The organism is Bacillus proteolyticus (assembly GCF_001884065.1).
GTDB classification, from domain to species: Bacteria; Bacillota; Bacilli; order Bacillales; family Bacillaceae_G; genus Bacillus_A; species Bacillus_A proteolyticus.
In genome coordinates, this window is record NZ_MACH01000127.1 from 59,147 (window position 1) to 81,778 (window position 22,632).

General features: G+C 35.2%; 30 protein-coding genes. 13 read left to right on the forward strand and 17 right to left on the reverse strand.

Features of this window, described 5'->3' with window-relative positions:
- Positions 1 to 78 precede the first annotated feature (78 nt).
- Positions 79 to 480, forward strand: coding sequence for an SA1362 family protein (locus BAQ49_RS22360; protein ID WP_002129056.1), 402 nt, complete (start codon positions 79 to 81; stop codon positions 478 to 480).
- A 79-nt stretch (positions 481 to 559) separates the two neighbouring features.
- Here the strand turns inward: BAQ49_RS22360 and BAQ49_RS22365 are convergent, their stop codons facing one another.
- From BAQ49_RS22365 to splB, 3 genes are all read right to left on the reverse strand, one after another.
- Complete coding sequence (locus BAQ49_RS22365; RefSeq protein WP_071747094.1) at positions 560 to 1,207, reverse strand: HAD family hydrolase; 648 nt, start codon at positions 1,205 to 1,207, stop codon at positions 560 to 562.
- Between the two features lie 53 nt (positions 1,208 to 1,260).
- On the reverse strand, positions 1,261 to 1,689 hold the full coding sequence (gene mntR, locus BAQ49_RS22370; RefSeq protein ID WP_071747095.1) for a transcriptional regulator MntR: 429 nt from the start codon (positions 1,687 to 1,689) through the stop codon (positions 1,261 to 1,263).
- Between the two features lie 145 nt (positions 1,690 to 1,834).
- Positions 1,835 to 2,860: a spore photoproduct lyase gene (gene splB, locus BAQ49_RS22375; RefSeq protein ID WP_071747096.1), complete on the reverse strand. Its 1,026-nt coding sequence runs from the start codon at positions 2,858 to 2,860 to the stop codon at positions 1,835 to 1,837.
- 156 nt (positions 2,861 to 3,016) lie between these two features.
- Here splB and BAQ49_RS22380 point away from each other — a divergent pair, with 156 nt between their 5' ends.
- The 4 genes from BAQ49_RS22380 to BAQ49_RS22395 all read left to right on the forward strand — a co-directional run bounded on the left by BAQ49_RS22380 (position 3,017) and on the right by BAQ49_RS22395 (position 5,745).
- Complete coding sequence (locus BAQ49_RS22380; protein ID WP_000556083.1) at positions 3,017 to 3,334, forward strand: PadR family transcriptional regulator; 318 nt, start codon at positions 3,017 to 3,019, stop codon at positions 3,332 to 3,334.
- 5 nt (positions 3,335 to 3,339) lie between these two features.
- Positions 3,340 to 4,026: a DUF1129 family protein gene (locus tag BAQ49_RS22385; RefSeq protein WP_071747097.1), complete on the forward strand. Its 687-nt coding sequence runs from the start codon at positions 3,340 to 3,342 to the stop codon at positions 4,024 to 4,026.
- A 7-nt stretch (positions 4,027 to 4,033) separates the two neighbouring features.
- Positions 4,034 to 4,702, forward strand: a complete 669-nt coding sequence (locus BAQ49_RS22390; protein ID WP_071747098.1) for a DUF1048 domain-containing protein — start codon at positions 4,034 to 4,036, stop codon at positions 4,700 to 4,702.
- Positions 4,703 to 4,902: 200 nt separating this feature from the next.
- Entirely contained in the window at positions 4,903 to 5,745 is an 843-nt protein-coding gene (locus BAQ49_RS22395) for a hypothetical protein (protein ID WP_071747099.1), read from the forward strand.
- 28 nt (positions 5,746 to 5,773) lie between these two features.
- Here the strand turns inward: BAQ49_RS22395 and BAQ49_RS22400 are convergent, their stop codons facing one another.
- Positions 5,774 to 6,610: a lipoate--protein ligase family protein gene (locus tag BAQ49_RS22400; protein WP_071747100.1), complete on the reverse strand. Its 837-nt coding sequence runs from the start codon at positions 6,608 to 6,610 to the stop codon at positions 5,774 to 5,776.
- A 170-nt stretch (positions 6,611 to 6,780) separates the two neighbouring features.
- On the opposite strand from BAQ49_RS22400, the gene BAQ49_RS22405 reads away from it, so the two are divergent.
- Positions 6,781 to 7,164: a rhodanese-like domain-containing protein gene (locus BAQ49_RS22405; protein WP_071747101.1), complete on the forward strand. Its 384-nt coding sequence runs from the start codon at positions 6,781 to 6,783 to the stop codon at positions 7,162 to 7,164.
- Positions 7,165 to 7,200: 36 nt separating this feature from the next.
- On the opposite strand, the gene BAQ49_RS22410 is transcribed toward BAQ49_RS22405, so the two are convergent.
- Complete coding sequence (locus BAQ49_RS22410; RefSeq protein WP_071747168.1) at positions 7,201 to 7,737, reverse strand: DNA polymerase III subunit delta; 537 nt, start codon at positions 7,735 to 7,737, stop codon at positions 7,201 to 7,203.
- 317 nt (positions 7,738 to 8,054) lie between these two features.
- Between BAQ49_RS22410 and BAQ49_RS22415 the strand changes: the two genes are divergently transcribed.
- From BAQ49_RS22415 to BAQ49_RS22435, 5 genes are all read left to right on the forward strand, one after another.
- A complete protein-coding gene (locus BAQ49_RS22415) occupies positions 8,055 to 9,032 on the forward strand; it encodes a LacI family DNA-binding transcriptional regulator (RefSeq protein ID WP_071747102.1) in 978 nt (325 codons plus the stop codon).
- A 97-nt stretch (positions 9,033 to 9,129) separates the two neighbouring features.
- Complete coding sequence (locus BAQ49_RS22420; RefSeq protein ID WP_071747103.1) at positions 9,130 to 9,711, forward strand: TetR/AcrR family transcriptional regulator; 582 nt, start codon at positions 9,130 to 9,132, stop codon at positions 9,709 to 9,711.
- A 71-nt stretch (positions 9,712 to 9,782) separates the two neighbouring features.
- Complete coding sequence (locus BAQ49_RS22425) at positions 9,783 to 10,115, forward strand: DMT family transporter (protein ID WP_000312348.1); 333 nt, start codon at positions 9,783 to 9,785, stop codon at positions 10,113 to 10,115.
- A gap of 1 nt (position 10,116) precedes the next feature.
- Positions 10,117 to 10,431, forward strand: coding sequence for a DMT family transporter (locus BAQ49_RS22430; RefSeq protein ID WP_000312621.1), 315 nt, complete (start codon positions 10,117 to 10,119; stop codon positions 10,429 to 10,431).
- Between the two features lie 15 nt (positions 10,432 to 10,446).
- A complete protein-coding gene (locus BAQ49_RS22435; protein WP_071747104.1) occupies positions 10,447 to 10,662 on the forward strand; it encodes a DUF3975 family protein in 216 nt (71 codons plus the stop codon).
- A gap of 58 nt (positions 10,663 to 10,720) precedes the next feature.
- Here the strand turns inward: BAQ49_RS22435 and BAQ49_RS22440 are convergent, their stop codons facing one another.
- From BAQ49_RS22440 to gcvT, 12 genes are all read right to left on the reverse strand, one after another.
- A complete protein-coding gene (locus tag BAQ49_RS22440) occupies positions 10,721 to 10,906 on the reverse strand; it encodes a hypothetical protein (protein WP_071747105.1) in 186 nt (61 codons plus the stop codon).
- A gap of 247 nt (positions 10,907 to 11,153) precedes the next feature.
- Positions 11,154 to 11,747 carry an ABC-2 transporter permease gene (locus BAQ49_RS22445; protein WP_071747106.1) on the reverse strand — a complete coding sequence of 198 codons (594 nt, stop codon included), beginning with the start codon at positions 11,745 to 11,747 and terminating at the stop codon, positions 11,154 to 11,156.
- A 13-nt stretch (positions 11,748 to 11,760) separates the two neighbouring features.
- Positions 11,761 to 12,384 (reverse strand): ABC-2 transporter permease, encoded by a 624-nt coding sequence (locus tag BAQ49_RS22450; protein WP_071747107.1) that lies wholly within the window; start codon positions 12,382 to 12,384, stop codon positions 11,761 to 11,763.
- Positions 12,385 to 12,416: 32 nt separating this feature from the next.
- Positions 12,417 to 13,049: an ABC-2 transporter permease gene (locus tag BAQ49_RS22455; RefSeq protein ID WP_071747108.1), complete on the reverse strand. Its 633-nt coding sequence runs from the start codon at positions 13,047 to 13,049 to the stop codon at positions 12,417 to 12,419.
- Between the two features lie 14 nt (positions 13,050 to 13,063).
- The gene (locus tag BAQ49_RS22460) at positions 13,064 to 13,732 is read right to left on the reverse strand and encodes an ABC-2 transporter permease (RefSeq protein ID WP_071747109.1); all 669 of its coding nucleotides are present in this window, start codon (positions 13,730 to 13,732) and stop codon (positions 13,064 to 13,066) included.
- Positions 13,713 to 14,585 (reverse strand): ABC transporter ATP-binding protein, encoded by an 873-nt coding sequence (locus BAQ49_RS22465; protein ID WP_071747110.1) that lies wholly within the window; start codon positions 14,583 to 14,585, stop codon positions 13,713 to 13,715. Before BAQ49_RS22465 ends, BAQ49_RS22460 begins: the two co-directional genes overlap by 20 nt.
- Before the next feature lie 3 nt (positions 14,586 to 14,588).
- Complete coding sequence (locus tag BAQ49_RS22470) at positions 14,589 to 14,963, reverse strand: GntR family transcriptional regulator (protein WP_071747111.1); 375 nt, start codon at positions 14,961 to 14,963, stop codon at positions 14,589 to 14,591.
- A 116-nt stretch (positions 14,964 to 15,079) separates the two neighbouring features.
- Entirely contained in the window at positions 15,080 to 15,271 is a 192-nt protein-coding gene (locus BAQ49_RS22475; RefSeq protein WP_000535934.1) for a hypothetical protein, read from the reverse strand.
- A gap of 70 nt (positions 15,272 to 15,341) precedes the next feature.
- Entirely contained in the window at positions 15,342 to 15,545 is a 204-nt protein-coding gene (locus BAQ49_RS22480) for a DUF3929 family protein (protein WP_000262494.1), read from the reverse strand.
- Positions 15,546 to 15,821: 276 nt separating this feature from the next.
- Positions 15,822 to 17,297: an aminomethyl-transferring glycine dehydrogenase subunit 2 gene (gene gcvPB, locus BAQ49_RS22485; protein ID WP_002122485.1), complete on the reverse strand. Its 1,476-nt coding sequence runs from the start codon at positions 17,295 to 17,297 to the stop codon at positions 15,822 to 15,824.
- Positions 17,294 to 18,637 carry an aminomethyl-transferring glycine dehydrogenase subunit 1 gene (gcvPA, locus tag BAQ49_RS22490; RefSeq protein ID WP_071747112.1) on the reverse strand — a complete coding sequence of 448 codons (1,344 nt, stop codon included), beginning with the start codon at positions 18,635 to 18,637 and terminating at the stop codon, positions 17,294 to 17,296. The genes gcvPB and gcvPA overlap by 4 nt, the downstream gene beginning before the upstream one ends.
- Before the next feature lie 20 nt (positions 18,638 to 18,657).
- The gene (gene gcvT, locus BAQ49_RS22495; RefSeq protein ID WP_000631766.1) at positions 18,658 to 19,758 is read right to left on the reverse strand and encodes a glycine cleavage system aminomethyltransferase GcvT; all 1,101 of its coding nucleotides are present in this window, start codon (positions 19,756 to 19,758) and stop codon (positions 18,658 to 18,660) included.
- 388 nt (positions 19,759 to 20,146) lie between these two features.
- Between gcvT and BAQ49_RS22500 the strand changes: the two genes are divergently transcribed.
- Positions 20,147 to 21,829: a DEAD/DEAH box helicase gene (locus BAQ49_RS22500; protein WP_071747113.1), complete on the forward strand. Its 1,683-nt coding sequence runs from the start codon at positions 20,147 to 20,149 to the stop codon at positions 21,827 to 21,829.
- Positions 21,816 to 22,610 carry a YqhG family protein gene (locus BAQ49_RS22505; protein ID WP_001186888.1) on the forward strand — a complete coding sequence of 265 codons (795 nt, stop codon included), beginning with the start codon at positions 21,816 to 21,818 and terminating at the stop codon, positions 22,608 to 22,610. The genes BAQ49_RS22500 and BAQ49_RS22505 overlap by 14 nt, the downstream gene beginning before the upstream one ends.
- Positions 22,611 to 22,632: the final 22 nt, after the last annotated feature.

Below are 22,632 nucleotides of genomic sequence, written 5' to 3' on the forward strand. Positions count from 1 at the left end.
TATTTAAAAATGGTGTTCAACTCCTTTCCTCATCGTTAATATACTAATTTTAATATATGTTTTTAGGAGGTGTCCCTTATGAACGGTCGTTCGTTTACATTCGCTATATTTGTGCTTATTATCGGATTAGCAATATTCGGCCTTGTTTCATCTGTTATTACAGATCCAATGGGAGTATTGAAAAACATTGGTATCATGTTAGCTGTCGTCGGTATCTTTTACTTACTCTACAAAATGTTTACAAACTCTAGTGGTTCTGCAAATTCGCAAAGCTCATATAAGCGTGCAGCGAAACAATCGAACCGCAAACACGGGAAACAAAATGTAGCACCCCTAAGTAATTCTTTCTTGAAACGAAATGCTTCTGATGACAAGGGGAAAAAGGGTAATTCTCCATCGTTGAAAAGAAAAAGAAAACAATCTCATTTAACTGTCATTGAAGGTAAAAAAAACAAAAAGAAAGACCGTGCTTCCTTTTAGGAAATACGGTCTTTTTTTATCTCAATTAGTACGGGCAAATAATCAGTGGGGATGAGAAAAGCCCCGACTGATTAAAGTTTCACTTTATATGTTGAAGTACTTCTTTCAAACTTTTTTCTTTCATACTTTCGATACGAAGGTGATGGTTTTCAAATTGCAAATTTCTTGTCACATCATTAGGTACGACGACACATTTTAATCCCGCTGCAATCGCTGCTTTCAATCCATTTAATGAATCCTCAAACACAACAGCTTCCGATGGTTCAACTCCTAATTCTTCTATCGCAACTTTATAAAGAGCTGGATCTGGTTTTACCTTCTCGACATCTTCTCTCGTTTTAATCACTTCAAAATACTCTCTAATCTGTAGCTCTTCTAAAAAACGAACGACCCACTCTCTAGATGAGCTAGAGGCTAATGCGATTTTTAATCCCATTTCTTTCGCTTCTTCTAAATATTCTTTTACCCCGTCACGCGCTTCTGGTATTTTCATTTTCTCTTTATGTAAAATTGTTACTTTTTCCTTTAATGTATGCTCATTAAACTTTTCTTTTAATTGCTCTTTTAAAAATGCATAAAGTACTTCATCTGTCGTTCCAATACATTTTGCAAATTCCTCTAAAGGTAACTCGCCGCCGTATTCACGAACAGCATCTCTGAAAGAATGAAACCATATTGTTTCTGTGTCCACAATTAATCCATCAAAATCAAAAATAATTGCTTTCATTATTCTCCCGTCCTTTTCGATTGAAATAAAAAAGGAAACGCCACACGTTCCCCTTAATTACTTTTCTCTTCATTTGCTTTTTGAACACCACGAAGTGTTTCTACTCGAACTTTATCTTGTTCAAAGTACTGTACTAAATCACCGATACGGTCAATTGATTCCCAACTTAAATGATGTTCAATTCCTTCTACATCATTATAAATTTTGCTTTCATCCACACCGATAATGCGCATAAACTGTTCTAACAATTCATGACGATATACAAGACGTTCTCCGATTTTTTTACCTTTTGATGTTAATACAAGCCCTCTATATTTTTCATAAATTAGATATTCGTCCTTGTCTAATTTTTGTACCATTTTTGTTACAGAGGATGGATGTACACTAAGCGCTTCAGCAATATCAGATACACGGGCATAACCCTTTTCATCAATCAACAAATAAATTTGTTCAATATAATCTTCCATACTAGGGGTAGGCATCGGTTTCCTCCATCCAATTTCATTTTGCTTATTCCGTACGAAGCAATCAATAAAATGATACACCAGAAAGAATAACGTGACAAGGTGGAAACGAGCCTAAATATATAAAACAAAAAAAGAATCCATATTCAGATACAGATTCCCCTTATGTAAAATATTGAATTTCTGCATCAGGAAAATACTCATGTATATAACCTCGTATTGTTTCTTCTAATACTTCCGCATCATCCTTTTGATATGCATATTTCCCAATACCGTATCGTCCCCATTTATATTTCCGCTTCTCTTCATCCATTTCAAGCTTTGTATTTGGATAACGCTCTTGAATGACCTTTTTTGCCGGTTTCGTAAAGCGATGTTGAATTAATTCGAACGTTAAATTTGGTATCGTCATGTCTTTTAACGCATTGTACAATCGTTCAAACAATTCACGGTACCCTTCTTCCCACCCTTCATGCATATAAAGTGGAGCAACAATAAAACCAAGAGGATAATTAGCCCCCGCTACTTTACGTGCAGCCTCAATTCGTTCTTCAAATGGTGATGTCCCTGGTTCAAAATTTTTAATCACATAACGTGAATTAATACTAAATCGAAAACGCGTTTTCCCATTATGCTTTGCATTTAATAAATGATCAACGTGCGAATATTTTGTAACGAAACGTAAACGTCCATGTTCACTTTCTCCGATAAACTCTATCGCCCGCTTTAATGCATGTGTTAAATGATCAATTCCGACGATGTCTGATGTACATGCCGCTTCAAATCTTGTTATTTCAGGGGCCCTTTCATCCATATATTGCTTTGCCTTCTCAAATATTTCATCTAGATTCACATACACCCTTACGTAAGGTTTACTACCAAGTGTCGTTTGCAAATAACAATAATGACAATGTCCCATACACCCTGTTGCAAGCGGGATTGCATATTCAGCTGATGGCTTTGATGTATCAAACTTTAATGTCTTCCTCACCCCAACGACTAGTGTCGCTTTTGCGTTACGATACTTTTGCAATTCATTTTCGCCTGGCAAGTTTCTAATTTGATTGTGTGATGTCGTTTCACGAATTTCTAATCCCATCTTCGTAAACTTCTCATAAAGCTCTTTTCCAATCGGATATTCGAGTGCTCTCGGTTCAAAGTAAACGAGTTTTGGCATAAATGGTTTCATATGCTTCCCTCCTCTCGTTAGTATGGGAAACAAAGTAAAATTAACACAGATTAAAGTTTTCCACTTCAGTAACTTGCGTTGCAAGTTACTGAATGTTATAATTTGGATATCAGCTACCTTGCAACGCAAGTTACCTGGATAAAAGGTGGTGAAATCATGCACAGCCAAATGTTAAAAGGTGTACTAGAAGGGTGTATTCTATACATCATTTCACAAGAAGAAGTGTACGGATATGAACTGAGTACAAAATTAAATAAACATGGCTTTACATTCGTAAGCGAAGGAAGCATATATCCGTTATTGTTACGTATGCAAAAAGAGAAACTTATTGAAGGTACATTAAAGGCTTCCTCTCTTGGACCGAAGCGAAAATATTATCACGTAACTGATAAGGGATTAGAACAACTTGAAGAATTTAAGCAAAGCTGGGGAATGGTTTCAACGACGGTAAACAATTTATTACAAGGGGAGTGATAGGGATGAAGGCGAAGGATTTAATTGAACTCAATAACCAAAAGCGTAAATTATTAACTACAGAAAATGAAAGCGCCTATAGTGACATGTTAATATACATCCGCTTGGCTAAAGTGCCAGAATACCATGCGGAAGAACTGCTAATTGAAATTCTAGATCACCTTATTGAAGCGCAGCAAGAAGAAAAAACTGCTTATGATATTTTCGGCGACGACTTACAGGCATACTGTGACGAACTAATTGCTGCCCTACCGAAGCCAAGTTTATGGGAACAATTATCGATTCCTTTATTTATAACTAGTTATTTGTTAGCAATATACTTTGCAATTTCTTCCGTAATTGCATTGGTATTCCCTTTATTTTCAAATGAAACCCGTTTTAAATTTGTACACATTGATTTCATTTATCTGCTTGCATTTATACTGTCCATACATCTCATCATACGTTTTGTCTTTGACTTTATTAACACTGACTTATTTAAAAATAAAACAACTATTTGGAGGCACATAGGAAGTTTTTTAATACGCCATAGCCTATGGGTACTATTAATCGGTATTTCCTTTTTATTTATTAAACAGCCCTATACTACATTACAAATCTCACCTTGGATCGGCACTTTACTGGCCATCTCTTGCTATGTACTATATAAACTCTTCTACAAAAAAGAATATTTAGACTTTAAAAAGGAGTAACGATATGATGACTGAAAAAGAAATGGTTAAGTTAAACAATGAAAAGAGAGAGTTATTAACAGCTGAAAACGAAGCTGCTTATGGTGATATGCTTATTTATTTACGCCTTACTAGCGTTCCACAAAAACAAATGGAAGAATTACTTCTAGAAATATTGGATCATCTTTTAGAAGCGCAAGAATACGGTAAAACTGCACATGATATTTTCGGAGAGGATTTAAAAGCTTACTGCGATGAATTAATTAACTCTTCGGAACATCAAAACTCTTTCCAACAAGCTGCTGTTATTGGGTTTGCAGTTAGTTTATTATTAGCTGTTCAAATTGGATACGATACATTCACTACTCTTATACAAAAACTATTTTCAAATACAAATACTTCAGGAATTCCATTTAGTATTCCTGGAACAATATTATCTGCTATCGTTTTAACAATTGGTGCTTTCATAACTTTTTCTTTATTTAGACGTTTCTCTTTTACAATATTAGTTTCCTGGAAACAAAAAGCACTCCTCTTATTATCAGTATTTATACCTTTTGTCTTATCAGTTTTTGCAAATGTATTTTTCAAAACACAACCATACTTTTTTTATAATTTGTCTATTTTGCAAGGTGCTCTTATTACACTTTTTTTTTATATTCTGTACAAATTTTTATATAAAACATCTAAATTTTAACAGCCTTTCAAAAGGCTGTTTTTCTTCTGTCTAATTTTACAAATTGAAAAATTTCATAAAGAAAATAAGAAAAATGCAAAATAATTAAAGTTAATTGTTGACGTGATGCTTTTATTATCGGTATCATAAATCTTCGTGAGCAATTATTTTTCGTTATACGATTTTTTTATTATTACTGAATTTTTGAGAGGAGAAATTTGATGTCAGTTAAGAAGAAAACGCAAGTACGCACCGGCAAAATGGTACGTGAACTAATGTTAGCAGACGAAGATGTAAATGCTTCGCTAATTATGGTATATAGTGAAAACGGTGTAAACGCAGAAATTAAAATCGAGGGCTTAACGCCAAAATGTAACGAAGAATTATTTTTGAGCGGAAACGTGGATTGGAACAAGAGTGTTATTTATAAAATTGTTGATTTCACTGGGAACGCTGAGGTTGGTAAAGTTACATTAACAGCGATGAACAAAAACAATGTTTCTCTAGAAGTTGAACGCGTTATGTGGAGCAAAGAAAATAAAGAAGCTGCTGAGCAAGAAGAAACAGTTGTAGAAGCTACTCCGAAAAAAGAAGTAGTTGTAGAAGCTCCAAAAGCAGTTACACCAGCTACAAAGCCTGTTACGCGAGTAGAAACACCTGCTGCAGCACCTAAACCTACTCCGGTACCAACGCCGAAGCCAGTAAGTGTTGAAGCAGCTGTAGAATTATCTACTCCAGCACCTGTGAAAAAAACAGTACCTACTCCAGTTAAAAAGCAAGAGACAGCTCCGGTTACTCCTGCAAAACCGAAGCAACCTGCTTTGACTGAAACAAATACAAAACTACAAGAAAATTATGTTAAACTTGTGAAAAAGACAATTGAAGTTTGTCAAGATTACGAGCTTGGCATCGACATAGATGATTCTATTGAAGGATTAAAAGAAGAGCTACAAAGCCAAGGTATTAGCGTTACATTCGACAAAGAAATTATGGACGTTGTAAATCGCCTTCGTTCTTTACAAGATAAAGGAATCAAAGTAGAAAAAGTACTTAATTTACTATAAAAATAAGGAGATGGCGGTCGCCATCTCCTTATTTTTTATAATTCCATTCGTTACTTTCATACTTCTCTTTTGCTAATGTTTGAACTTCATGAAGCTGTTCTTCTGTTAGTTCATACGGAACAAGCTCTATATCTAATCCTTTTTCAAATCCAGTTTCAAACGCTTTAATTAACTGTTCAATCGTAAATGTACGATCTGTTAATTCATTAATCGCTACCGCTTTAGAAGAAAACATATTTTTCATACGCTCTTTTACACGTTCATTCGGGAATAAAAATAGATCGTATAACTCATCTAAATCTATTTCTAACGGAATCGAACCGTGCTGTAAAATAACACCTTTTTGACGTGTTTGAGCACTACCTGCGATTTTTCTTCCTTCAACTACAATTTCATACCAAGATGGTGCATCAAAACATACTCCTGAACGCGGATTTTTTAAATTCTCACGATCCTCTTCTGTTTTCGGAACTGCATAATACGCTTCTAATCCTAATGCCTTAAAACCGTCTAATAACCCTTGTGAAATAACGCGATACGCTTCTGTAACTGTTTTTGGCATATTTGGATGATCTTCAGACACAATAACACTGTACGTTAATTCTTTATCATGTAATACACCCCTGCCGCCTGTTTGACGACGAACGAAACCATATTCTTTTTCGTTAACTACATCCATATTAATGTCTTTTTCAACACGCTGAAAATACCCAACTGTTAATGTCGGCACTTCCCATTCATAAAAACGAATTGTTGGCGACATTTTCTTTTCACTTTGCCAATTTAATAAACATTCATCTAACGCCATATTAAATGCTGGTGAACATTGACCAGAGTTAATATAACACCATTTTTCTTTTCCCATCCTGCACCTCATATAACCAATTATTTTTCACATTCTCTAGTCTACCAAATTCGACAAAATTTGTGAAAGAATACGAAATTTCTTCTTATATGCGAATGAATCTGTTGCATAAATACATATGGGCATTATAATATTGAAAGTAGGATTAGAAAAAAGGGAGCGATAGCATCGTGTCAACAAACTTGATTATTATACTAGCCGCAATTGCAGCATTCATTGGCTACACTGTATGGATGTATTTCTATCAGAAGAAATTAATTAAAACACTTTCAGAAGAAGAATTTCGCGCTGGCTACCGTAAAGCACAGCTTATCGATATTCGCGAAGCAGATGAATTTAACGCGGGACATATTTTAGGTGCGCGTAACATTCCATTATCACAAATTCGCCTTCGCTACAAAGAACTTCGCGAAGATCAACCTGTTTATTTATATTGCCAAAGCGGATTCCGTACAGGTCGTGCAGCTCAATACTTAAAGAAACAAGGCTACAAAGATTTCTACCAATTAAAAGGTGGATTTAAATCTTGGTCAGGCAAAATTAAAAAGAAATAACATACAAAAACTAGCTGTATAATTCAGCTAGTTTTTTCATTCCATATTGTTCGCAATGTACAGTAGATTTTGTTTAATCACATCTTCATCTTTCTCATCTACATTACGATATAATAGCTGATATTCAATCCCCTTCTCTTTCCATATAAGCGTAGCAAATTCGTCCCCTCGCTCGTAATCATCCTTATTTTTAAAATAAGCAGGCGCTCCATTATTCAATTTCATTTGTTCTTGAAATCGATTCTCTTCTACGAGGTATGGAAAACTGTAAGAAAAGTTGGCCACTGTTAATTCTATATAATCATGCCTTTCTTTCTCTTGTTGCTTATATTTAATCGTTAAGACAGCATTCTTCTTTCCCATCGTTCTTACCTCTCCATGCACATCACTCGTAATGTCATAAAGTAAAAACGTTGGAACTTTAAACTTCGCCGGAAAATATTTTGGAAGTTCCTTTAGCGGAATCGGATCAGTAACACGGTCCTTAGCCGCTCCTATTGTTCCCACAAATGTTTTTTCTTCTTGCATTGTTTGCTGAAATGAACATGAGCTAAGTAATACACTAGAAAACACGAAACAAACGATTCCTTTTTTCAATTTGTTTCCGCCCTTTCATACCGCTCTCTTAACGAACGAAGCGTTTATACTCTCTTCTATTCGCTTCGTTATGAAACGCCTCCTCCGAAAACTTTCCACGTTATTCTCACACATTTTGACAAAACTTCTTTGCATACATACAAAAAAAGACCCCGCTACTCTCACGCCCAAATAAAAAGGTTACGCGAATAACAGAAGTCATGTTTATAACATAGTTTGTGAAAAGCTTTTCAGGTCAAGATTTTTTCATTCTTATTATTTTCCCCTTATAATTAAGTAAAGAGGTGATACATATGGCCAATATAAAACAGATTGCAAAAACTGCTGGTGTATCCATAGCAACTGTTTCCCGCGTCCTTAATAATCACCCTTACGTAAAAGAAGAAAAACGTAAGCGTGTTCTAGATGCAGTTGAAGAATTGAACTATGCAAAAAATATTAATGCTATTCATTTAATAAAGGGAAAAACATATACAATCGGGGTTATGCTCCCTTTCATTAATGTTCCATACTTCAGTACCATTATTGAAGGAATCGGAAACGAAGCATTAGCAGCTGGATATCATATTAATTTATGCCAAACGAATTACGATAGCATTGAAGAAATTCGTGTTCTTGAAATGATGAAAATGAAACAATTCGACGGGATGATTATTTGTTCTCGAACGAGTTCATGGGAACAAATTGAACCGTTCGCAAAATTTTCCCCCATTATTTCATGTGAAAAAATGAAACATCCACTCATTTCATCTGTCTTTGTAGATCATTATGAAGGATTCCGCCTTGGTACTTCCTATTTACTCCGTAAGGGCCATGAAAAAATCGGCATTTGTTTAGCAAGAGAAACAAGCGTTAATTCAATCGAGCGTAAAAAAGCTTTCGCCGATACTCTTCGTCACGAAGGAAAAACAGTGCACCCTGATTGGATTTTTCATCAATGTTATACGATGCAGGACGGGGCAAAAATACTTCATCGTATTTTAAACATGAAAAATCGTCCAACCGCTATTTTTACAGCGAACGATCAAGTTGCAGCTGGTTTATTAACAGAGGCGCGAAAACATAGCATTCGAATACCTGAAGACCTCGCTATCCTTGGATTTGATAACCATGAAATTTCAAAAGCATTAGAAATTACAACTATTGAACATCCCGGGCTCACAATGGGCTCACATGCTTTTTCTTTATTCCATAAACAAATTCAAAGTGAGCAAATTATCGGCAGCGCAGAAGAACTTTCATTCCATTTAATTGAGCGAGAAACAGTCTAAAAAGGAGCGTTACCTATAACGCTCTTTTTCAGCTTTTCCCCTATTGACTTTATATTTTCCATCTCATATAATAAACCTAACGAACGGTAGGTAGGGGATGAAAATGACAGCAAACCGCATTAAAGCTGTAGCACTTTCTCATTTCGCACGCTACGGCTACGAAGGAACTTCATTAGCAAATATTGCTCAAGAAGTTGGGATTAAAAAACCATCGATTTACGCACACTTTAAAGGAAAAGAAGAGTTATACTTTACATGTTTAGAGGCTGCTCTTCAAAAAGATGTACAGAGCTTCACAGATGATATTGAAAAATTTTCAAATTCGTCCACTGAAGAATTGCTCTTACATTTATTAAAAGGTTACGCAAAACGATTTGGTGAAAGTGAAGAATCAATGTTTTGGTTACGAACTTCTTATTTTCCGCCTGATGCATTTCGCGAACAAATTATTGATAAAGCAAATGTACACATTGAGAACGTTGGAAAACTTTTATTCCCTGTATTTAAAAGGGCAAGTGAGAAAGATGAGCTGCATAACATTGAAATAAAAGATGCCTTAGAGGCTTTTCTATGCTTACTTGACGGTCTTATGGTTGAACTACTATACGCAGGTTTAAATCGTTTTGAGACACGTTTAGACGCTTCTTGGAAAGTATTTTGGCGCGGACTTTCAAACTGACGGATTGCTCCTTTGCAATGCGTCGTTTTTAAGCCCTTTACCTAACGACTGGTAGGAAGGAGAAATGACATATGGCATGGATTTATGTAATCTTAGCTGGTATTATTGAAATCTTTTGGGTAATTGGATTAAAACACGCAGAGGCACCACTTGAATGGGCTGGTGTTGCATTATTAATTACAATAAGTTTCGTTTTATTATTTAGAGCTTATAAAGATTTACCTGTCGGCACTGTATACGCAGTCTTTACAGGAATTGGAGCTGGCGGAATCGTTCTTACAGAGATTTTCATCTTCGGAGAACCTTTCTCTATTGTAAAAGTATTATTAATCGGTTTAATCTTCTTCGGAGTAATTGGCTTAAAACGAGTAACAGAAGAAAAAGAAGCGAAGGAGGCCGCATAAAATGGCTTGGGTATTTTTAATTCTAGCTGGTATTTGTGAAATTATTGGTGTACTCTTTATGAAAGTAGCCACTGAAAAGAAAGGCTGGGCACCAAAAGTTATTTTAATCGCTAACTTCGGCGTAAGCTTCTTCTTCTTATCCCTTGCGATGGACACATTACCGATGGGAACTGCTTACGCAATTTGGACTGGAATCGGAACTGCCGGAAGTGCACTTCTAGGCATTCTTATTTTCCGCGAATCAGCGGATTGGCGTCGTCTTGCCTTCTTAAGCTGCATTCTATGCGGTGCTGTTGGCTTAAAACTATTAAGCTAACGTGAGGTGACTGTCATGTGGAAAGAAAAAGGAAAACAGATGTTAGCATGGATCACACTCGGGATTATCATTCTATTGCAAATAAGTTTTCATATAATAGAATGGTTGTTTCATAAAGTATTATCCATTCTTACATTCCTTCCTAACATGGCACTTGAATTTGCATCTATCGCTTGGTCAATTATTGCTTCCATTGCAATCGTGATTATATGGAGTATCGTCAAGCTATGAAATAAGTTATTTAAAAAGGACAGTTCTTCTGAAAAAGAGTAACTGTCCTTTTTTATATTCATTCAGATTTTCTGTAGAAGTTTGATGCGATAAGACAAAGCAGACCAACTATGACAATACTTATACCAACCCCTTTATGCAAATTAGGAAATGGTGATGGTATATCTGAATAAAAATTTGATAACAAAAGACCCAGTGAAAAAAACAATACCCCTATTCCAAATAACAATTTTCGTTTCCCCATTGTTCCCCCTCCAATTTTTTTTCATACACTCCTTTCTTTTGGACATACTACCGAAAAAAGGAGTGAATCATATGCAAAATTCTATACATAAGCAAATCCTATTTTTATTTTTCCTCTTTCTCATTCTCGTTATCGTTTTCAGCTTTATATTACATACTCCGAAAGATGTGCCAAGTAACGTTTCCGTTTATAAACTATTGCTCTCGTATTGCCGTTATTGAAGAAGGTGCCTTTTATGAGGCACCTTTTAAAATTCTTTTCTTTCATATAGCTTCATCGAAACAAAGACGGATACTATTAACATGAAAATTGAACTAACAAACAACAAGCTGTTATACAGTTGAATCTGTTCCATGTTGATTTGAAAGAATGTCTCCAAAATAACAATCGGCGCTATGCATATGAATATCGTAATAAAAACAGTTTTTTTATACCCTAGCCAAAACGATATCGGTAAAACAAAGCTTAAATATAATAAAATAAAACTAATACTAGCAATCAATGTCGTTTCAATAAATTCAAATACATTCGCCCCATTCTTCATTCCAATCGTGAAACAACCAATCGCTACGCTTATGAAAAGAATGATAATTGCTACTATATATTTCGCAAACACAATTTGTTTTCGAAATATTGGCAAACTATTAACTATTACTTCACTCTCATTTTTACTATCCACTTCAAATGTTTTTACGGTTGCCCCAACTGTAATGATTACTGACATAATTATGAACAAATTTTCCGTATCTGTTAAGGCCATATAAAAGAAAACCGGATACAGTATGTACCAAATTAAAAATTTCCATTGAACGATGAAATCTTTTAAAATTAGTTGTTTCAAAGCTATCCTCCCCTTACAAATCACGCTCACTATACAAATTAATTGAGAGTAACATAGACATGATATATAAGAGAAGCAGCCCTGCTATAAAACAAACATTTACGACTAGACTTGTGCTCCAAGCATTCTCTATATCTAACCATATGCTACTTACAATCACTCCACTTAATCCCCCAATTATGATTCCAATAAGAAAAGCGACCTGTTTCGTACTGCTATATCCCACCGAAAATTCAATCGGAAGTACAATCACGCTATAAACAACACCACCTGTTATTCCTCCCAGAATCGCTCCCCACAACATAAATCCAGTTATATGTTCATTTTGTAACTGGATTAAACCAACTACAAGTGAGAAGATGCCACCTAAAGCAACTAAAATGCTGACAAATATATATTTTGCTATGACAATTTCTTTACGCTCAAATGGTAAACTATTTACTATCATTTCACTTTTATTTCTAGCCTCATAATTCGTCGACCATATCGTTCCAAGGATGGGTATAGATATACTAAGCGTCATAAGGAAGTTGTCGCTACCAAAATCAACAATTACAAGGAACAGCAAGCATATGAATCCCACAACCCCTAACTTTCTTTGCAACATCATATCTTTTAAGACTAGTTGCTTGATCATGTATTACACCTCCTAATATGAAAGCGTCCCTTCTATAACTCTGCCTCCTGAAACATTTTCATTGAGAGTAACATTGATATGACTATACTTACTAACACTCCGATACTAAGAGCACCCATTGCTAGTGTAGCATCTTCAGATTGAAGTACTTTTAGCATGATTATTTTATCACCAAAAATATTGCACATAAGACCAATCGTACCCATTAAAGGAAAAATCATAATCACATTCAAGACAGTAATAGCTTTATATCCTCCAATGTAATTAGTAGGTATCGTTACTACACAATAAATCAAAGTTGCTACTATTGCTGAAAAGATTGCATATCCAGGCATAACTATATCTCTGTTCAATAGAATATTTCCTAATATTACGACTATAAAAGTTGTACTCAAACCAGCCATAATAAATAATGCGCTTGAAATATATTTAGCTATAACTATCTCTGTTCTCGTTATAGGCAAACTCACTAATACTTTTTCTGTTTTACTTTTCTCGTCATAATAAAAAGAAATATATATAATCGTACTACATGTTATAAATAATCCTATTGCAATTCCCATTGGTTGGACGGGATTCCTAAAAACAGAGAAAATAGGTATTAAAAAATATAAAAGAAACATCTTCTTCTGTATGAAAAACTCCTTCAAAATCAACCGTTGCATCTGAATTCTCCTCTCTACAAATCACGCGTTTCATAAATTTTAATTGTAAGAAGCATAGAAGCAATGTAAATACTAACTAATGTAATGAATCCAACTATAAATACACCAGTATGCATAGGATTCATTATCCACTCAATGAATGAGGGTGCTGTTTCATTCAGCCCCTCACTAATAAACATCCAAAGAATTACACCCACTCCCATTGATGCTGCTGATACTATACTTCTTACTACCTTCGATTTTGTACCGTAATAACTAGGGAAAAGTATCACAACAAAAAATACGGCGTAAACAGCTCCATTTATTACTTCATACCATGGAATTTCAATGTATAGATTAGGATGGTATGCACCGATATCACCAATAACCACAATGCCTCTTATAAGAAAAACAACTAACATCGTAGAGAGTATGCCGCCTACTATGAATATTGCACAGGAAATATATCTAGCAATAATGATATCCTTTCGACTTACCGGTAAACTATTTATAACAATGTCACTTTTATTTCTTTCATCCATAAAGATTAGCGTCATAACAGAAGAAAGTGTTATAAATAAACAACTCATCGAAAATAACAATTCACCACCTGGATCTAACATAAATAACACAAGGGGGAGAACAAGATTCACTAACCAAGTTACCCGAAAAAAGAACAAATCTTTATAGATGAGCTGACGCATAAGCACCTCTCCCTTTCGCAGTGTAAACGATGATATCGTCTAATGTAGGCTTTTCTATTACAACCTCATTTCCAAACCAATCGATAATTGCTTGTTTATCCTTCGCTAAACCTTCGAAACCAAACTTATTTTTTCGTAATCCAACAAACAGCTCTTTTCCTTCTCGATCTAATAAATCATTACTTCCCTTTACGATTACGTAGTTCTCCATTAATTCATCTTTTTCACCAGTAAATATAATTTCTCCATCGTTGATGAACGTAATATAATCTGCGATGCGCACTAAATCTGTTGTAATATGCGTTGAGAATAATACAGATACTTCATCTTCCATGACAATTTCTTGCAACATATCAAGTAATTCACTTCGGACAACTGGATCTAATCCTGCTGTCGGTTCATCCATAATGATAAACTCTGCGTGGTGCGAAAGTGCGATGGCAATCGCAAATTTCATTTTCATCCCTTTTGATAGTTCTTTAATTTTTTTATACTTTGGAACTTGTAATCTCTGCATATATGATTGATATTGATTTTCGTCCCACTTTTTATATAACGGTGCAATAATACGCTTCATTTGTTCACACGTTAAATCTTCGTAATAATGATTTTCATCATATACAAAACCGATATTTTGTTTTATTTCCTTTTCGGCTTTCTTATTGTCTTTGCCAAAAATTTTTATATCGCCACTATCTTTTCTAATTAAATTCATAATCATTTTGATCGTCGTACTTTTCCCCGCTCCATTCGGTCCAACAAATCCCATAATATATCCACGTGGCAATGTAAAACTTATATTTTTCACTGAGAAGTCTTGATAAGTTTTACAAACATCTTTCAGCTCTAACATCTCTTATTCCCCCTTGTATAAATACGCAATCATCTGTTGTAAATCTTCAAGTGAAAGCTGCAACACTTTACTTTCATTCACAATCTCTTCCGCTTTACTTTCCAATAGATGTAGCCGCTGTTCTTTTAATAGTTCATTACTTTTACGTGAAACATAAGTCCCCTTGCCAGCAACAGTTTCTATATATCCTTCTTTTTCAAGCTCCTCGTACGCACGCTTCGTTGTAATTACACTAATTTGTAATTCTTTCGCTAAGCTACGAATAGACGGTAACTGATCTCCACCCTTTAAACCACCATTTAAAATAAGCTGGCTTAATTGTTTCCTTATTTGCACATAAATAGGGTCTTGGGAAGAATTCGAAATAATAATATTCATGTTTTCCTCCAGTGTGTATATACTGTATATACCTTATATATACAGTATATACACACCATCCTATTTTTGGCAAGAAAAAAAGACCAACATTTTCCTGTTGGTCTTTCGTATATGTATCACTTTTCAAAGCGATCTAACATTTCGTCTCTCATTCCGAAACTAACAACCGCAATTCCTACATACATAAATAGAAGGAATGCCGGATGAACTGTATTGTACCAGCTACTATCAACAATTAAATAAATTGTTAACGCCACAACAAGAACAAAAGCTAAAATAAACATATAAAAGTGTCTTGTACTACCCATGATAAACTCCTCTCTGCTCTCTTCACCATTCAACAGTATATTTTATCGAATAATTCGATATGACTCAAGGTTAACTTTCTGTTATGTAATCAAGTTCCACCTTTACAATGTCCTCACATGCTATTGAAATGATCGTTCCCTGTTTATCAATCGCTGTTACTTCTCTATTGTCCATTACACGATGAGCTACTCTTTCTAGCACTTTCCCTTGGTCTCGGTAACAAAATTCTTTTATATCTTTAATTGTTTCTCCATTTTCTAAATGGTATACCATTCTATAACATCGATATCCCACACTTTCACCCCCGTATTGCTCGTTTTTTCACATATACATAAAAATGAGTAATTTTTGCCTCATCACATCTTCTTAATTTCAATAAAATTCTAACAAAAATAAATACTTTTATCAAACCGACTTTTTCAACAAAATCATCTATAAAACTGCTTCTTTACAGCAATATGAAACAAAAAATAATAATTTTTAACACTTTTTTCATCCTACCTGCACAAAAAAAAGAACCCGCATATAGCGAGTTCTTTTTTATTCGAATCAAACTTGTACAGGAGCTAGCTTTTCATAACGTAAAACAGGTTTACGTGCAGCCAATGTTTCATCCAAACGTTTAATTACCGTTGTATGTGGCGCTTCTTGTACAACTTCTGGATTTTCTTCTACTTCTTTAGCGATTTGAATCATCTTATCAATGAAACCGTCTAATGTTTCTTTTGATTCTGTTTCTGTCGGCTCAATCATAATACATTCTTCCACATTTAATGGGAAGTAAATTGTTGGTGGATGGTAACCGAAATCAAGCAGACGTTTTGCAATATCTAATGTACGTACACCAAGTTTCTTTTGACGACGACCTGATAATACAAATTCATGCTTACAATGTCTATCGAACGGAAGATCATAGAATGGAGCTAATCTTCTCATCATATAGTTCGCATTTAATACAGCATATTCCGTTACTGCACGCAAGCCATCTGGACCCATAGAACGAATGTATGTGTATGCACGAACGTTAATTCCGAAGTTACCATAGAATGGTTTCACACGTCCAATTGCTTCTGGACGATCGTAGTTGAAGTGGTAACCATTTTCCGTTTTTTCTAAAATTGGTTTTGGTAAGTACGGAATTAAATCAGCTTTCACACCTACTGGACCAGAACCTGGGCCACCGCCACCATGCGGACCTGTAAATGTTTTATGAAGGTTTAAATGCACAACGTCAAATCCCATATCTCCTGGGCGTGCTTGACTTAATACCGCATTTAAGTTTGCACCATCATAGTATAATTTACCGCCTGCGTTATGGACGATTTCTGCCATTTCTAAAATATTTTCTTCGAATAGGCCTAATGTATTTGGATTTGTTAACATAAGTGCTGCTGTTTCTTCATTTACAACACGTTTTAAATCATCTAAGTCAACAAGACCATGTTCATTTGATTTTACTGTAATTGTTTCAAAACCAGCTACAGTTGCAGATGCTGGATTTGTTCCATGAGCAGAGTCAGGAACAATTACTTTCGTACGGTTAAAGTCACCATTTGCTTCATGATATGCACGGATTAACATTAAACCCGTCCATTCACCATGTGCACCAGCTGCTGGTTGTAATGTAACAGTATCCATACCTGTAATTTCAATTAAATGTTCTTGTAAATCGTACATTAATTCCATTGCACCTTGCACTGTTTTTTCATCTTGAAGTGGATGAATATTTGCAAAGCCTGCGAAACGAGCTACATTTTCATTGATTTTCGGATTATATTTCATCGTACAAGATCCAAGTGGGTAGAATCCAGAATCAACACCGTGGTTACGGTTTGAAAGCGCTGTGTAATGGCGCATAATATCAAGTTCAGATACTTCTGGAAGCTCTGCATCTTCAACGCGAATATAATCGCTCTCAAATACATCTTCTAATTTAACTTCTTCTACATCTAATTTGGGTAAGCTATATCCTACGCGTCCTTCTTTAGTCACTTCAAAAATAAGTGCTTGGTCTTGATTCTTCATTGGATAGCCCCCATTTCATTTACAAGTGTGTCAATTTCCTCTTTTGTACGAAGCTCTGTTACTGCTACAAGCATATGATTTTCATGCTCTTTATAATCACGGCCTAGATCGTAACCACCGATAATATTCTTTTGTAATAATACATCATTTACTTCTTTAACTGGACGTTTGCAATCTACAACGAACTCATTGAAGAATGGACCAGCGAACGTTACAGAGAAGCCTTTCGCTTCGAATTGACGTTTTGCATATTGTGCTTTAGAAATGTTTTGACGTGCCATTTCTTTCACACCTTGTTTTCCAAGCGCAGTCATTGCAACTGATGCTGCTAATGCATTTAACGCTTGGTTTGAACAAATGTTAGACGTCGCTTTATCACGGCGAATATGCTGTTCACGTGCTTGTAACGTTAATACAAACCCACGTTTACCATCTGAATCTACAGTTTGTCCAACAAGACGTCCTGGAATTTTACGCATAAATGCTTTCGTTGTTGCAAAGTAACCACAGTGTGGTCCACCAAACTGCGTTGGAATACCAAATGGTTGTGCATCACCGATTACAATATCAGCACCAAATTTTCCTGGTGGTGTTAATGCGCCTAATGATAATGGATTTGAAGAAACGATAAATAATGATTTTTGTTGATGAACGATTTTTTCAATATCAGCTAATTTTTCAACTTGTCCGAAGAAGTTTGGATATTGAACGATTACACAAGCAACTGTATCATCTACTTCACTTTGTAATACGTCTAAATCAGTTACACCATCTTTATGATTAATTTCAACAACTTCAAGATGTTGACCTTTTGCATACGTTTCAAGTACTGCTCTTGATTCTGGATGAACTGCGCTAGATACAAGAATTTTCTTTTTACGAGTATGGCCAGCTGCTAGCATTGCCGCTTCAGCTAAAGCTGTACCTCCGTCGTACATAGAAGAGTTTGCTACATCCATTCCTGTTAATTCACAAATCATTGTTTGGAATTCAAAGATTGCTTGTAATTCCCCTTGTGAAATTTCTGGTTGGTATGGCGTGTAAGCTGTATAAAATTCTGAGCGAGAGATAACGTGATCTACAATTACTGGAGCGTAATGATCATATACGCCTGCTCCTAAGAAAGAAGCGTACTCTTTTAAGTTAGCATTTTTACTAGCCATTTGAGTTAACTCTTTTAAAAGCTCTGGCTCTGATTTTGCTTCTTTAATTTTTAAATCCCCTTTAAAACGAACACTCTCTGGAATATCAGAGAATAACTCATCGATCGTTTGAACGCCGATCGTTTGTAACATTTCTTTTTTGTCTTCTTCTGTCATTGGAAGATAACGATGCAACATGAAATCTACCCCTCTCCCCGTTACTTTGAACGTTTATAAAATGGTGTTGGAACAACTACTGCTTTGACGCGTTTATTACGAATTTCAATTTCTACTTCTGTATCAACTGCTGCGTATTTTACATCAATTAGTGCTAAACCAATGCTTTTCTTTAACGTTGGAGATTGTGTACCACTCGTTACTTCCCCGATTTTTTCTTCTCCAATAAATACAGGGTAATGCGTACGAGGAATTCCACGTTCGATTACTTCGATGCCGACTAACTTACGAGGCGCACCGTTTTCTTTTTGCTCTTTTAACGTTTCTTTTCCAAAGAAGTCTGCTTCTTTATTTGGTTTTACCGCAAAGCCAATTCCAGCTTCAATCGGTGTAATATCTTTTGATAATTCTTGACCATAAAGTGGTAATGTTGCTTCGAAGCGAAGTGTATCACGAGCACCTAAACCACATGCTTTTAAGCCTTCTTCTGCTCCAACTTCAAGAAGTTTCTCCCAAAGCTTTGCAGCATCTTCACTCTTACAGTAAATTTCAAATCCATCTTCACCTGTGTAACCTGTACGAGATACAAGTGCTGGAATTCCATCTACAAGAATATCGTTTTTAAATTTAAAGAACTTAATTTCTTTCAAATCTTCTGACACAACTTTTTGTAAAATGCCTTCTGCTTTTGGTCCTTGAATTGCAAGCTGTGCAACTTCACTAGAAACATTGACTACTGTCGCATCGCCAATTACATGGCTAGCTAACCATTCGTAATCTTTCTCGATATTTGATGCATTGATTACTAATAAATAGTCTTCTTCACCACGTTTGTAGATTAATAAATCATCTACTGTACCACCATTTTCGTAGCACATAGCTGTATATTGTGCGCCTCCTACCTTTAAGGTAGAAACGTCATTTGTAACAACACGTTGTAAAAATGCTAAACTATCTACACCCTTTACCTCAACTTCTCCCATATGAGACACATCGAACAAACCTGCCGCTGTACGTACAGCTTCGTGTTCTTCTTTAATGCTTGAAAATTGAACTGGTAATTCCCAGCCACCAAAGTCGATTGTTTTCCCACCATACTTCGCGTATACATCAAATAACGGTGTACGTTGTAATGTAATCATGCTCTTTCCCCCTTATGCTCTGACAAATCAATAAAAGTTGCTTTCCATATCTAAACATTTTCATTCTGAAAAGATAGGATATACGGAATCTCATCATTTTTTTTATGAAAGCGTAAATAAAAAGTTACTTTCTTGGATAAAATACGAAAGATTCCACACATTTCACACCATTATCCTAACATCATTCGCTATATTTCATCAATATTCTAGCATAAAAAATAATTTAGAATTTTTTATTCTTATTCTTATTAAATAGAACTTTTGAGATTTATCCCTTTATCACTGCTTATTCTTTAACTTTTAGTAATTGTGATAATGCCTTATAACAAGGCTTATAATAAATATTTTTTAATAATAACTTTAGTTTATAAAAGGTGGGAGCGTCTGAATGAATGTCGATATTTCCGTAGATCGAACGTGGCAAAATAATTTTTTAAAAAGAATTGATGAAGATGGCCCTTGGACAAATTGGGATTTATATCAATTAGCTTATAAAACTGAAAAATCATTACTCGTCCCTACTTTTGATGGATTACAAGCACCAAAACACTTATCACATTTCACGCCACTTCCGCATCAATTAGAAGTTGCTCAAAATGTTATTGAACAAATGAATGGTAAAGCGATTTTGGCAGATGAAGTTGGACTTGGAAAAACAATCGAAGCTGGACTTATTTTAAAAGAATATATGGTGCGGGGACTTGTAAAAAAGGTACTCATTCTAGTTCCAGCTTCTCTCGTATCTCAGTGGGCATATGAACTAAACACAAAATTTTTTATTCCTGCGGTCGCTCAAAAGAAAAGTTATTCTTGGGAACAAGCTGATGTCATCGTCTCATCAATTGATACTGCGAAACGGTCGCCGCATCGCGATATCGTTTTAAACTTAGAATATGACCTTATTATTATTGATGAAGCACATAAACTAAAAAATAATAAAACAAAAAACTATGAATTTGCACAACGATTAAAAAAGAAGTTTTGTTTATTACTAACCGCTACTCCTGTTCAAAATAAAATCGATGAAATCTTCAACCTCGTTTCTTTATTAAAACCAGGTCATTTAGGCAACCAATCTAATTTTGAAGAATATTATGCTTCAAAAAATCGCTCGGCTGAATCTGATGAAGATTTAAAAGCTCTCATCAACAAAGTAATGGTCCGAAATCGACGTCATAATACTGGAATTGATTGGCCAAAAAGGCATGTACGTACAATTTTTGTTGAGTTTAATGAAGAAGAACAAGCGCTATATAACGCGATTGAAAATTGGCGAGGACAAGATGCCTTTACGTCTGCTTTCTCATCTTTAACTTTAAAACGGGAAGCATGTAGTAGTCGCGAAGCTGTTTACTATTCATTAAAAAAGCATGTAGAAAAAAGACAGAAAGAAAATGAACACTACATAAAGGAACCACATATTGATGTGTTAATGGACAAAATTAATCATATTCCTTTCAACTCAAAAGCAAATAAAGCTCTAGAGCTTATAAAGGAAATTGATGATAAAGTCATCATTTTCACTGAATATAGAGCGTCACAAATGTATTTACAATGGTTCTTACAACAACATGGAATTTCCTCTGTTCCATTTCGTGGTGGATTTAAACGCGGAAAGAAAGACTGGATGAAGGAACTTTTCCAAAATCATGCTCAAGTGTTAATCGCGACCGAAGCCGGCGGTGAAGGAATTAACTTACAGTTTTGTAGCCATATGATCAATTATGACTTACCGTGGAATCCAATGAGACTCGAACAAAGAATTGGACGTATTCATCGTCTTGGCCAAAAAAATGATGTTCATATTTATAACTTAGCAACAAAGCATACTGTTGAAGAACATATTTTAAAACTACTGTATGAAAAAATTAATTTATTTGAACGAGTAATCGGTGAACTCGATGAAATTTTAACGAGAATCAACATGAAAAATATCGATGCTCATATTCAAGAAATTTTCGCACAGTCAAAAAGCGAAGGAGAAATTCGAATCAAAATGGAAAACTTGACATCTATTATCGACTTTGCGAAGCGCAATGAAGCTGAGGTGCAGGACTATGCAGCAAAATGAAATTCATAATTACTTATATAACTTTTTTGAGGCGAATAACTGCGAAATTTTAGAACATTCCCCTCACCTATTAGACGTGCAGTTAACAATTGAAATGGATAAGCTATTAATGAACCGTCCTTTCTATTGGCACTATCTTGAAAAAACAGGAGGCGTTCCGAATCCTATGCGCCTTACTCTTATTACAAATCCGGAAAACGAAGAAAACGATGGTGAACTTATTCATTATGGTTCACCACGTTTGCATCAAATCTTTGAAACGACAAAAGAACTAGGCTCATACATACGGTTATACGAGGACGTGAAACATAACGGGGCAACACATACCCCACTCCACCCTTGGCTTGGTGTAAATATAAAAGTATCTTATCAATGCGACCGAAAAAAAGACATCCTTCATTCCATCGGTATTCACCTTATTTCTGGAACAATGATCGCAAACTTCCATGACACTTTAACAGAGATAAGAGTCACCCCGAAAATACCTGATTTTTGTTTTACGCTTTCCCCTATCATTAAGCCACAAAGTGGTTTACAACGTATAGAGGACGCTTTAAAACATATAATCGCAGAAGATGACCATACGTGGGCAAAAGAAGCAAGAGTGCGTTGGAATCACGATTTAGACCTTTTAAATCGATTTTACGAAGATAGCGATGAACTTCCAGAAAGCTATGAAATTGAAAAGCAAGCATTACAAGAACAATACGAACCACGCATTACAATGCAAATTATAAACGGCGGCCTCTTTTATATTACCGCAAATCATTTTCTATCTTAAAAAAAGCTCCTTCAACTGTAGA